Source organism: Pseudomonas sp. BS-2016, from assembly GCF_001806145.1.
Lineage (GTDB): Bacteria > Pseudomonadota > Gammaproteobacteria > Pseudomonadales > Pseudomonadaceae > Aquipseudomonas > Aquipseudomonas lundensis.
Genome location: NZ_MLCT01000047.1, coordinates 1 through 10,615 on the forward strand (window position 1 = coordinate 1; position 10,615 = coordinate 10,615).

Below are 10,615 nucleotides of genomic sequence, written 5' to 3' on the forward strand. Positions count from 1 at the left end.
GGCGTGGTTCATGGAACCGCGAGAGCCCAACTTGACCGAGCGCATGCTCAACGAATTATCGGAATCACCGGCGACGGCGACCAAGGACTGATCGCGCTGCAGGCCTGTCAGGCCTACGCCAAAGAAGTCTCACACACGAAATAAAAGGAGCGGCCGAAGCTGGATGCGTCAACATCCAGCCTGGCCACCAAACCCGCAGATTAGCCCTGCAAGCCCAGTCAAGGCTCCTGCTCCGTGCACAAAGCGGAGCGAGCCTATCACCTGTCTATCCATACAGTAAAGGTCTTGCAAACAATGTCCTCACCCATAATTCCTTGGATGGGCGGCAAGCGCCGCCTCGCCGACCGCCTTATCCCCCTGTTCCCACCCCACGAATGCTATGTCGAAGTCTTTGCCGGCGGCGGGGCGCTGTACTTCCTGCGCCCGCAGCCTGCCCCGGTTGAAGTCCTCAACGACATCAATGGCGACCTGGTCACCCTGTACCGTGTGGTAAAGAACCATCTGGAAGAATTCGTGCGGCAATTCAAATGGGCACTCAGCTCACGTCAGATATTCGAGTGGCAAAAAATGACCCGCCCGGAAACCCTGACCGACATTCAGCGCGCCGCTCGTTTCTTCTACCTGCAGCACCATGCTTTCGGTGGCAAGGTCTCAGGTCAGAGTTTCGGTACCGCAACCACCGCCCCTGCAATCAACTTGCTGCGCATCGAAGAAAACCTGTCTGCCGCTTGGCAGCGCCTGTCCGGCACCTACGTCGAAAACCTGCCCTGGCTTGAGTGCGCCGAGCGCTACGACCGGCCGCACACTTTCCACTACATGGACCCACCTTACTGGCAGACGACAGGGTACGGTGTCGACTTCCCGTTTGAAAACTATGAGCGCATGGCCGATTTTATGAGGTGCTGCAAAGGGAAGGTGATGGTCAGCATCAACGACCATCCGGAGATCCGGCGGGTGTTTGATGGGTTTCATTTTGAGACGACCGAGATTCGATACACGACCACCAATCAACGGCAAGCGAAGGCTGAGGTGACCGGGGAGTTGATTGTGATGAATTGGGAACCGAAGGCTTTGGGAGGATTGTTTTAGATTGGTAAGTTTGAAACCGACAGCAGTCCGTGACGAAGGGCTGCTATCGGCCGAGGCTGTGTAAAAACGTTTTTGATCACGGCAGGTGCTCAAAACAGGACTGGAAATCGCGTTTCTGCGCGAAATTCACATCTGCAGACGTGCCGATAAATTTCAGATTTAACGTAGACGCGGACACTTCAATTTTGGCGACGCGTTTTTACACACTCTGGGCCAGGAGCGTACATTCGCCAGCGTCCGCTGACGGCCAATAGCGGTCATCGACCGTCAACTAAAGCAGGGGCGACTCAACATGAGCGCCGGAAAAACTCTAGCTTTGGGCCTCGTCGTCAGCGCAGGCTCATACCCATCCTGGGTTAGCACCTTTGCTTTAATGTCAATGTGTTAACTGCGACAGCCGGGATAGTTGTCGCGGCTGATCTACGCGTTAAGGATTAGCCTCGGCCAAGCCTGCTTCAATGAAGCGCACCGAACTCTCCATGGCCTGCTGACCTTCTGGCAGCATGGTGGCGTAGAAGTGCCAGGCGTGGAACATCGCAGGCCATACTTCCAGGTTTACGCGAACGCGGTTATCAGCCAGGTGAGTTGCAAGGCGCATTGCATCACTCAACATCAGCTCGTTCTCGCCGATCTGCACCAGGATTGGTGGAAGACCGGTGACGTCCGCGAACACAGGTGAGGCCAGAGGATGATTGGCCAATGTGTCGCCTAGGAATGCTCTGGCGAGGATGTCCAGGACAGGCTTGGAGTTCAGAGGATCCAGACCTTCACGGTTGCTCATGGAAGCACCGGTGTGTTCAAGGTTCGCCCATGGTGAGATGGAGGAGCCAACCGCAGGCAATGGAAGCCCTTTCGACTTAGCAGCAACCATGATGCTGACAACCATCGCGCCGCCAGCCGACTCGCCAGAGAACGCAATTTTGTTAGCTGGGATTTTCTGCTCAAGCAGCCATTCGTAGGCGCGCAATGTGTCGTCAACAGAGGCTGGGAACTTGTGCTCAGGAGCAAGACGATAGTCTGGCATGTACACACGAGCACCGAGCATTTTCGCGTAATTGCCTCCGATGCCGTGGTAGCCGTCTGGACGACCTACAATGTAGGCGCCGCCGTGGATATACATCACTACTGCGTCAGTTTTGATCTCGTCCGGGGTAACCAGTGTGCCGGGGACGCCGCCCATGTTGACTGCTTCGAATTTAACGCCAGCTGGCGCTGGATTTTGCGCGAGCATTTTTGCGTAAGAGTCGCGGATGTCGCTCATTTTTGTGGTGGTATCAATTCCCTTAAGAACGGGTACCAGATCGCTAAGGCTGTTGGCCCAGGTTTGGACGGCTGCTTGGACTTTAGTGTTCATAATGACCTCAATTGATCGATGGGAGTGGATTAGCTAATTGAGATACTATGCTTAGTATTGGGGAATAGAGTTCCCCATAACAGGTGCTAAGCCGCCCGAACGTTGAGACCCTTGAGGCCCCATGGAACTCCATAACCTGAATGATATCGCAGCGTTTGTAAGCTCGGTAAACGCTGGAAGCTTCACTGCGGCGGCCAAGCAGCTTGGCCTTACGCGCTCTGCAGTGGGGAAGTCGATAGTCAGGCTCGAGGCTCGTTTACAGGTACGTTTACTGAATCGTACTACGCGCAGTTTAAGCATGACGGATGACGGCCAGGTTCTGTATGAGCGTTGCGTGGGCGTTCTTCAGGATCTGGACGACGTGGAGGATGCCCTTGCGTTTCGTCGTTCAACACCCAGTGGGCGACTGCGGATGAGCCTGCCGGTAGCATTAGGCAGACTTCATGTCCTTCAGCACATCGAGTGCTGTCTTAAGGATTGGCCCTCCTTGAGCGTCGATATCACATTTTCCGACAGGCTGGTCGATCTGATCGATGAGGGATTTGATTTGGCCATGCGCATCGGGCCACCGAAGGAAGACTCTCGGTTGCTCACGCGTACCGTGGCCTATCAACAAATGATTACCTGCGCTTCACCCAAGTATCTGGCTGAGCATGCCGAGCCCAAAACGCCTGAGGATTTGTCCGAGCACCAGTGCCTGCATTTCGTGAGCGGTGGGAGATTGCTTCCTTGGAATTTTCGCGTGAATGGTAGCTCCGTGCCCGTTACTCATGGTGGAAGGCTACAGATGGACAGTGCTGAGTCATTGCACCAGTCAGCTGTCGCTGGCCTAGGCATCGCGACTCTTCCTTCCTATGTGGTAAATGACGATTTGAGGAGCGGCAAACTCGTTCAATTGCTCGCAGGGTATGCAGAGGCCGCAGAGCCTATTCGGGTGATTTACCCTAGCAAGCGACATCTCTCTCCAAAAATTCGTCTCTTCATCGATAAGCTTGTGGAGGCTTGGTCGCCTTGTCCGCCATGGGAGCGTGATTCGGCAATTCCTACGTTTGCACCCTAAGCGAAGCCGTCTGGCTGAACCGACGCTCAGACACCCTAGATCACCTCGACCTTAATCATGGCGTCTGTATTTCCAACAGTTTACAACTCAAATATTTGAAGGGACGCTATTGGCCGCTCTCCGCCGATCACAACAGGCAGAAAACGGCCATCTCTGGTCACCCCTACCTAAGTGACAGCTCTAAATTCTGCGGCGCATTCTCCCTGGAGGCGCCCCATAAACCTCCTTAAATTTTTTGCTGAACGCCGCCTGCGATTGGTAACCAACCTGCAAGGCAATATCTTTTAATCCCAGATGCGAATGACTCAGCAGGCTGAACGCCAATTCCATACGGACTTGCGTAAGCAATACCCATGGCGACACACCAGCCACACGAACGAACGCCCGCATGAAAGATGCTCGGGACATGCACGCGATATCTGCTAGATTTTGGATGGTCCACTCGTGCGCAGGATCAGCCAACATCGCCTGCCATACGGGGCCCAGACGTTTATCGCTGAGCAAGGCGAGCGTGCCGATGTCTTGGCCATGGCTAGATAGATGGGCGCGAAGGATCAGGGTGAATAACGCCTGAGAAAGAGCATCGAGCAAAAATTTTGCTCCAATCTGATCGCCGTCTGCTTCCCCGCGTAATAAATCGACCAGAGACTGTAATGGTCCATCCGCTGGGAGCGTGCCGCTGGGTATCAACAGGTAGTCAGGTAATGAAGCAAATAGCAACGAAGTTCGGTTGAAGTGAAAGCAGCCGCATAGCATGTCCAGATCCGCACTCACGCCGCCAATGCGATGTATGGGCAATATGCCAGCGTCGATACGCTTTGCCGATACCAATGTTGGCGCAACAGCTTTGCCCGGACTATGCAGCACATGCGGCGCACCACCCGGCAGGAGCAGAACGTCGCCGGCGCGCATAGAAAGACGCTGCCCGCTTGGAAGCTCCACCCGACACTCACCCGACAGCACCACGTGGTATGGCGCTTTGCCCAGCGCTTCCTGCTCATGCTCCAGGGACCAGTCACCCTGAAATTGGCAACGTAAATCCAGACTGCCACGAACATTGGCGAGGCTGATGAGCTTGTCGATCGAATTCATTTGAGCGCATCGCAGAAAAAACAGAGCGTATCGAACTAATCAAAATAGGACTAGGGCATACACTAAACAAGGTTAAACATTACACCCACCCCCCCTCAGGAGTTACCGCAATGTTCATTAACTGGTCCGAATTATTACCCTCCATCCAGAAAGCTTTCGGCGCGCTGGGCAAAAGTAATCCAAAAATGGTCAAAGCCTACATGGCCCTCGGAGAAGCCTCTGCCGAAAACGATGTGCTCGACACCAAGACCCGCGAATTGATCTCCATTGCAGTCGCCATCACTACACGCTGCGACGGCTGTATTGCAGCTCACACTGATGCGGCCATTAAGGCTGGTGCGAGCCGCGAGGAAGTGGCTGCGACCTTGGCCACTGCGATCTCGTTGAACGCAGGCGCCGCTTATATTTATTCACTGCGCGCTCTTGAGGCGTACGACACCTTGAAAAAATAGCTCTTTCGCCATAACTCCACCGGCCCCGCACACTTAAACGTGCCGGGGCTTACCTGATACATCCAGACGTCAGCCACTTGTTGAGACGATCGAACAATAACTTGAGCATGACGCACAAAAGCGTCTCGCGGCTAAGCCTCAGACTGGTTTCACATTCCAAATATTCGGATAAGTCTGATGCTCGCTTCATTCACTACATGGCTGCAATTCATCAGCAAGCTCGACACCCTTGGCACACACCTCATGAGACTGGCGATCGCCGTAGTTTTCTTGTGGATCGGGGCGCTCAAATTCGCGCCTTACGAAGCCGATAGCATTACCCCATTTGTCGCCAACAGCCCGTTTATGTCTTTTTTTTATGAACATCCCGAGGATTACAAGGCACACCTGACCCACGAGGGTGAATTGAATGCGGAAAAGCGCGTCTGGCAGACCGCAAATAACACATACATCTTTTCCAACGGCCTGGGCGTAGTAGAAATTCTGATCGGTCTGCTGGTGCTTTCCAACCCGATCTCGCGACGCGCCGGTCTGCTTGGTGGGGCGCTGGCCTTCGGTACACCGCTGGTGACCTTAACCTTCCTGCTCACCACACCTGAAGCCTGGGTACCGGATCTTGGTGATGGTGAACATGGCTTTCCATTCCTGTCTGGTGCAGGACGCCTAGTGCTCAAAGATCTCTTGATGCTGGCCGGCGCTCTTCCGGTGATGGCTGATTCCGCCCGTCAGTTATTGCAAGAGCGGCGCCCCTAGTTTTCTTTTAAAGCCTTGAAATCTGAATCGCCTCAAGCTTCGTAGATACCTCCGAGAGGCTGCTTGTGGCCGATTTCTGCCTGTCACAAAGGGCTTAAATCGGCCAAAGGCCTTGTGCTACGTTGCCAGGAGCATCTCAACGTCAGGTTCGCCCAGGAACAAGAGAAAATACTGCAGCATTAAGTCTGATTGCTGGATACTTACCTACGTCGTTCAATTTTCAATCAACACGACGGCGCATATCTTCTGTTCTTCAGGTCGATCGGTATTGAATAGCTGATCCTAGCAAGCACTCTATTTTGACTCGTTCACCGAGGATTCTGCATTACCTTCAGAGACACCGGGTTCGCCTCGGAACGAAGATTCTATTATCACTTTTTTGAGTATTTGATGCTGTAAATCAGCAAACAGCTTTCTCGCTTGCAAATCCGTTATGTGGCCTTTCGCTTTTTCACTTTCAATGTGTGCTATGGCGTTGACGATGCGCGGATCCACCTCGTCGCGTTGCAAATATGGCCGAAGATTCATAACCAAAACACCTAAACTCATCAAGTGCCAGATTTTTATCGAGCTAAAGCTCAGCAATTCAAAAGTTTTTAACCATGGCTTTAGTATGTGAGTTTAAATTTGTGTTTGGCGCTTTCATAGAGATGGGGGTCTAATTCGCTCGATGAATTGATTAAGAGTGAGCAGCCATTTTGTCTGGGACGATGTGTAGGTCGAATGTATGGGGGCTGGTATCACTAGCTGTAAGTTTTGTGATTGCATCTCAGCGGTCTGTTTTTCACTGATTGCCGCCTCAAGAGTTATGAGGTGCTTTAGCGGAATTTTATTGGCTTCACTAAGAACTTGTCGCCAGCGATCTTTACATGTCGTTTTGGCTCCCAGCATATGTAAGTGTTGTACTGGAAATGCTGGGCAATGATATGACTTAAAATCTGGGAATATGAAGTCTGGCTTGGAGTTGTTTTCTGTAGTGAATCCCTTGCCACCCCCTTGCTCAAAGCGCAAGCCATATGCATTAAATATCTCACTGAGATAGAGCTCAAAAGCATGGCCAACGCGAGACTTTCGTCGATTTTGCACACTTAACGAAAAACTGATGAATCCGTCTACATCAGCTCCGTCTTCGCCAAATCCTTCACGTAGTCTGTCCTGAACCAAGTGGCGTTCATAAATCCTGAACAGTTTTTCCTCATGATCCATCCAGTTAAGAATGGCTTGATCCGGGTCTGCAAGTGGATCTACTTTTTGCTCAATGGATTCGCGGGCAAATTTAGAAAATGCAGATGTCGTTGGAAATTTCTCGCCGCCAAACAGTTTTACAAGACGCTCTAACCAAGCATCATCACCTGTCTCAAACTGACCTGTCTCGATGCCGAGATCTTCCAGCATCAGTCTTAGCGGAAGAAACAAGCGGAGCGTTTCAACGCTACCGGCTTTAAATCGTTCGTCAACATTATCGAGTGCGAAAAGAACGCGAAGCTGCCGTTCTATTGTGCTTCCAGCCGGAGTGAAAACCATCAACAAAGAGTCGTCACGCAGCTTGGCCACCAGCAAAAAGTCACCTTCTGAAAGCAATTCAGTGACTGCATTTGTAGGGTAGTAAAGTCTGTATTCCGGGCCACGATGCGGCTGTTTTCTACGGCAGTCATACCACGTGACGTCAGCCTCCACGGTTTCTGGGGCGACTGAATCGTCAGCGATGTAAATCTGCTTTGTCTTGAACCGGTACTCTTGATCTTTAGAGGGGGTGCCCAAGTACTGTTTAAATCCTGCCGCAGGAAGCCCGCCAATCTCATGCTGGTTGGAGCGTTCAGGATCAGCATCGACAGCGCTCAAGTATTTTGCCGCTACACCTTCGAAGTAGTCACTGATACGGTCTGAGAACATGCGGATTCCAAATGGGTTTCGTCTATCTGGGCTAACGCTGAACCTTGTAGCAGCCAGTAAACAATTTGGTCAATCAACAATGGTGTTCTTTGCTTTTTCATGGATCGTACGGCGCACTCCCAAATGGTTAACACCCGCCATCTCTGAGCCCTTAAGGCAGCGATCTGCAGTTCATCCCGTACCTGGTTTTTGCCTATTTTTTCCAGCCAGAACTCCTGACGGGTTTGGGGGATTTTGAAATAGCGGCATCGGTGACCGTGCCAGAAGCAGCCGTGGATAAAGATTGCAGCTTTATACTTTGGCAGTACCAGGTCTGGCGTTCCCGGAAGGTTTTTAGCATGCACACGAAAACGAAACCCTCTGGCATGCAGGACTTTACGGATCAAAAGTTCGGGAGAGGTGTTCTTGCTCCGGATGTTGGACATCATCCGGGAGCGGGTTTCGACATTGACAATATCAGTCACGGCATCCTCCGCATCGGGGCAGTGATGGCCCCGATGCTTGTGTGGAGAACTCCGGGGCACTTACTGCTGCTTAGGGGCTGCGGTTTTGGCTTTCGCGGCCAAAATCCGATCCTTCATCAGTCGTGCAACCGCCTCAAACACAGGGACTGCAACTGAGTTACCAAATTGACGATACGCTTGCGTATCTGAAACTGGAATCACGAATTTGCTTTCGCCCGGTTTATCGAAACCCATCAAACGTGAGCATTCTTGCGGCGTAAGTCTGCGAGGGCGATTCAGCTGATTGAGCTCACTATTAAAATCGAGCTTCTCTGAGAAGCCGCGATCCACCAATATTTCAGACCCGTCTTTGTGGTATCGGGCCGATAGGGTACGTGCTACGTCATTCGGCCCTGTCAAGCCAAACCCAAAGCCGTTGCCTTTCTGGCGGTGTTTCTCGGCATACCTGTAAAGGTAATCCCAAAGTTTCGGCGTGAGGATGTACTTGCTGTCCACTTCTTCTTTTGGCTCCAGGATGTCACCAAAGGTAGGGCGTTGTTTGGGGATAAACTTTTCAATGTCACGCAACGTGAAGCCGTCATGGATACCCAAGTCGCGGCGGAAGCCGACCAGGACGATACGTTCCCGATGCTGCGGTACGAAGTTTTTAGCGTCGATCACCTTTGGGTCTGAACCCTTTGGCGCGTTGACGTCTGCGACTTCATAATCGAGCTCATCCAGTGCTTCGCAAATGATGCGGAATGTATTGCCCTTGTCGTGGCTTTTCAGGTTCTTGACGTTCTCCAGCAGGAAGGCTGCCGGGCGCTTGGCTTTGATGATCCTGGCGACGTCAAAGAACAGGGTGCCCTGAGTTTCGCACTCGAAGCCATGCTTGCGGCCCAAAGAGTTTTTCTTGGAAACACCTGCCAAGGAGAACGGTTGGCACGGGAAGCCGGCCAGCAGGACGTCATGATCAGGAATTTCACGATCGATATTCTGGTAGGCCTCTTCTTCGCTAACGTCGAGCTTGTCGGACAAGGTAACTGTACGGATGTCCTGATTGAAGCGGTGACGCTCCGGGTCGCAATAGTGGTTTGCCTTGTAAGTGCGGACGGCGAAAGGGTTCCACTCGGATGTGAATACGCATTCACCTCCGATGGCTTCAAACCCTTTCCGGATTCCACCGATTCCTGCAAACAGGTCGATAAAAGTGAAAGTGGTCTTTTTTGTAGGCTTGGGTGGAAGCAGGGACTTCAGATGCATGTGCTCTGCGTAGGTAAGACGAGGCGTTGCCTTGCCTTTAACCCAACGGTTTACCGTCTCCCGGCAATGCAGGGAGCCTACCTCATTAAGCTTTGCGGCAAGCTGCCCCTGGTCGTAGATCTCGAGTAGCTTGTTTATCAGCTCAAGATCTTCTGCGAGGTGCGGTGGAGAGATTGGAAGTCCCAGTTGGGCAGACTCAGGAGCTGCGCTATCAAAAAGGTTCATGAGTCCTGTTTTCCTCTGGGTAAAATCTGTGACGTAATGTCACCATTCTATCCCTCTAGCTTGTGATGTAAATTAATATCTTCCCGGAAGGGCGAAATCAGCCACCGCATCGGATCGAAGCGAGTCAGGGATATGTTGCGTGGTAGGTTGCTGTATATCCAACCAGTATGCAAGGGTGGTAATCCACATTTTTTGTTGCTCATTCGCAAGCGTCTATTTATCAGTTGGTCAATGAGCGTTTAGCGCTTGGGACGACGAGGATGAGCAGGGAGATGCTTAGGGCGGTTAATGGTGGCATGTACTGCCAAAGGGGAAGAGCGGGAGGGGGGCGGGATTCCTTTGGATGGCCTCTGTGTAGCTTTAATTTTGCTACAGCAACACTGAAACGAAATATAAGCTATTGATTAATAATGGTTTTTTAAATCAGTCGTTTCGATCCATCATAGGGGCCACGCTAAAGCGTCTGGACACCGTAGAGCCTGTGTTTACGTGGGGTGTAGCTGAATTCTGTACCATTTTTGTCTACGTGTTTTAAGCATGTTTTAGGGCGTTTTCAGGCGTTTTTCAAGGCTCGGTGGTACGATGTACCACTTTGAAACTGACGCGTACCACTTTCTCATGGCAACTATCAGGGCAAGATAACTGGCAAGTGGGGTTGTGACCTACACTGCCCAGATCCGCATCAAACGCGACGGTGTGCAAGTCTACCAAGAGAGCCAAACCTTCGCCCGTAAACAGGCCGCCCAAGCTTGGGTTCGCAAGCGTGAAGCAGAACTAGGCTCTGTACGAAATCAGCCGAAACCAATTTGAATTCCGCAGGCGCCGAGATTCAGTAAAGTCCGCGACCATCAAAGGCAGGAGCCTACGATGGCCAAACGATACGAACTCCCCGACGCCGCCTGGGATTTGGTTGCAGACATCTTCTATGAACCCCGCCGCAGTGGGCGCCCACGAGCAGATGATCGTTTGATGCTCAACGGCGTCCTCTGGG

General features: G+C 52.0%; 10 protein-coding genes and 3 pseudogenes. 7 read left to right on the forward strand and 6 right to left on the reverse strand.

The window, feature by feature from the left end; genetic code table 11:
• Both BKD70_RS25485 and BKD70_RS22050 read left to right on the forward strand, forming a co-directional pair.
• Positions 1 to 144, forward strand: a pseudogene (locus tag BKD70_RS25485) (lysis protein); the annotation flags it as partial.
• A 150-nt stretch (positions 145 to 294) separates the two neighbouring features.
• A complete protein-coding gene (locus BKD70_RS22050; RefSeq protein ID WP_047273853.1) occupies positions 295 to 1,089 on the forward strand; it encodes a DNA adenine methylase in 795 nt (264 codons plus the stop codon).
• A gap of 427 nt (positions 1,090 to 1,516) precedes the next feature.
• Here BKD70_RS22050 and BKD70_RS22055 read toward each other — a convergent pair whose 3' ends face one another.
• The gene (locus tag BKD70_RS22055) at positions 1,517 to 2,443 is read right to left on the reverse strand and encodes an alpha/beta hydrolase (RefSeq protein WP_016779374.1); all 927 of its coding nucleotides are present in this window, start codon (positions 2,441 to 2,443) and stop codon (positions 1,517 to 1,519) included.
• Positions 2,444 to 2,564: 121 nt separating this feature from the next.
• Between BKD70_RS22055 and BKD70_RS22060 the strand changes: the two genes are divergently transcribed.
• Complete coding sequence (locus BKD70_RS22060) at positions 2,565 to 3,503, forward strand: LysR family transcriptional regulator (RefSeq protein ID WP_016779375.1); 939 nt, start codon at positions 2,565 to 2,567, stop codon at positions 3,501 to 3,503.
• 180 nt (positions 3,504 to 3,683) lie between these two features.
• On the opposite strand, the gene BKD70_RS22065 is transcribed toward BKD70_RS22060, so the two are convergent.
• Complete coding sequence (locus BKD70_RS22065) at positions 3,684 to 4,595, reverse strand: AraC family transcriptional regulator (RefSeq protein ID WP_047273856.1); 912 nt, start codon at positions 4,593 to 4,595, stop codon at positions 3,684 to 3,686.
• Between the two features lie 110 nt (positions 4,596 to 4,705).
• Here BKD70_RS22065 and BKD70_RS22070 point away from each other — a divergent pair, with 110 nt between their 5' ends.
• Together BKD70_RS22070 and rclC are read left to right on the forward strand one after the other, a co-directional pair.
• The gene (locus tag BKD70_RS22070; protein WP_016779377.1) at positions 4,706 to 5,047 is read left to right on the forward strand and encodes a carboxymuconolactone decarboxylase family protein; all 342 of its coding nucleotides are present in this window, start codon (positions 4,706 to 4,708) and stop codon (positions 5,045 to 5,047) included.
• 177 nt (positions 5,048 to 5,224) lie between these two features.
• Complete coding sequence (gene rclC, locus BKD70_RS22075) at positions 5,225 to 5,800, forward strand: reactive chlorine resistance membrane protein RclC (RefSeq protein ID WP_016779378.1); 576 nt, start codon at positions 5,225 to 5,227, stop codon at positions 5,798 to 5,800.
• Between the two features lie 294 nt (positions 5,801 to 6,094).
• On the opposite strand, the gene BKD70_RS24890 is transcribed toward rclC, so the two are convergent.
• The 4 genes from BKD70_RS24890 to dcm all read right to left on the reverse strand — a co-directional run bounded on the left by BKD70_RS24890 (position 6,095) and on the right by dcm (position 9,624).
• Positions 6,095 to 6,349, reverse strand: coding sequence for a hypothetical protein (locus BKD70_RS24890; protein WP_139047492.1), 255 nt, complete (start codon positions 6,347 to 6,349; stop codon positions 6,095 to 6,097).
• A 93-nt stretch (positions 6,350 to 6,442) separates the two neighbouring features.
• Positions 6,443 to 7,693, reverse strand: a complete 1,251-nt coding sequence (locus tag BKD70_RS22080) for a type II restriction endonuclease (RefSeq protein WP_047273859.1) — start codon at positions 7,691 to 7,693, stop codon at positions 6,443 to 6,445.
• A complete protein-coding gene (locus tag BKD70_RS24510) occupies positions 7,654 to 8,157 on the reverse strand; it encodes a very short patch repair endonuclease (RefSeq protein ID WP_080960338.1) in 504 nt (167 codons plus the stop codon). The genes BKD70_RS22080 and BKD70_RS24510 overlap by 40 nt, the downstream gene beginning before the upstream one ends.
• A 60-nt stretch (positions 8,158 to 8,217) precedes the next feature.
• Positions 8,218 to 9,624: a DNA (cytosine-5-)-methyltransferase gene (gene dcm, locus BKD70_RS22085; protein WP_047273861.1), complete on the reverse strand. Its 1,407-nt coding sequence runs from the start codon at positions 9,622 to 9,624 to the stop codon at positions 8,218 to 8,220.
• A 642-nt stretch (positions 9,625 to 10,266) separates the two neighbouring features.
• Between dcm and BKD70_RS25490 the strand changes: the two are divergent.
• Positions 10,267 to 10,401, forward strand: a pseudogene (locus BKD70_RS25490) (site-specific integrase); the annotation flags it as partial.
• A gap of 90 nt (positions 10,402 to 10,491) precedes the next feature.
• A pseudogene (locus BKD70_RS24520) lies at positions 10,492 to 10,615 on the forward strand (IS5/IS1182 family transposase); the annotation flags it as partial.

Excerpts from the sequence above, each read along its gene's own strand:
- BKD70_RS22050 (WP_047273853.1), top strand. The coding sequence starts at position 295 with ATGTCCTCACCCATAATTCCTTGGATGGGCGGCAAGCGCCGCCTCGCC.
- BKD70_RS22055 (WP_016779374.1), bottom strand. The coding sequence starts at position 2,443 with ATGAACACTAAAGTCCAAGCAGCCGTCCAAACCTGGGCCAACAGCCTT.
- BKD70_RS22060 (WP_016779375.1), top strand. The coding sequence starts at position 2,565 with ATGGAACTCCATAACCTGAATGATATCGCAGCGTTTGTAAGCTCGGTA.
- BKD70_RS22065 (WP_047273856.1), bottom strand. The coding sequence starts at position 4,595 with ATGAATTCGATCGACAAGCTCATCAGCCTCGCCAATGTTCGTGGCAGT.
- BKD70_RS22070 (WP_016779377.1), top strand. The coding sequence starts at position 4,706 with ATGTTCATTAACTGGTCCGAATTATTACCCTCCATCCAGAAAGCTTTC.
- rclC (WP_016779378.1), top strand. The coding sequence starts at position 5,225 with ATGCTCGCTTCATTCACTACATGGCTGCAATTCATCAGCAAGCTCGAC.
- BKD70_RS24890 (WP_139047492.1), bottom strand. The coding sequence starts at position 6,349 with ATGAGTTTAGGTGTTTTGGTTATGAATCTTCGGCCATATTTGCAACGC.
- BKD70_RS22080 (WP_047273859.1), bottom strand. The coding sequence starts at position 7,693 with ATGTTCTCAGACCGTATCAGTGACTACTTCGAAGGTGTAGCGGCAAAA.
- dcm (WP_047273861.1), bottom strand. The coding sequence starts at position 9,624 with ATGAACCTTTTTGATAGCGCAGCTCCTGAGTCTGCCCAACTGGGACTT.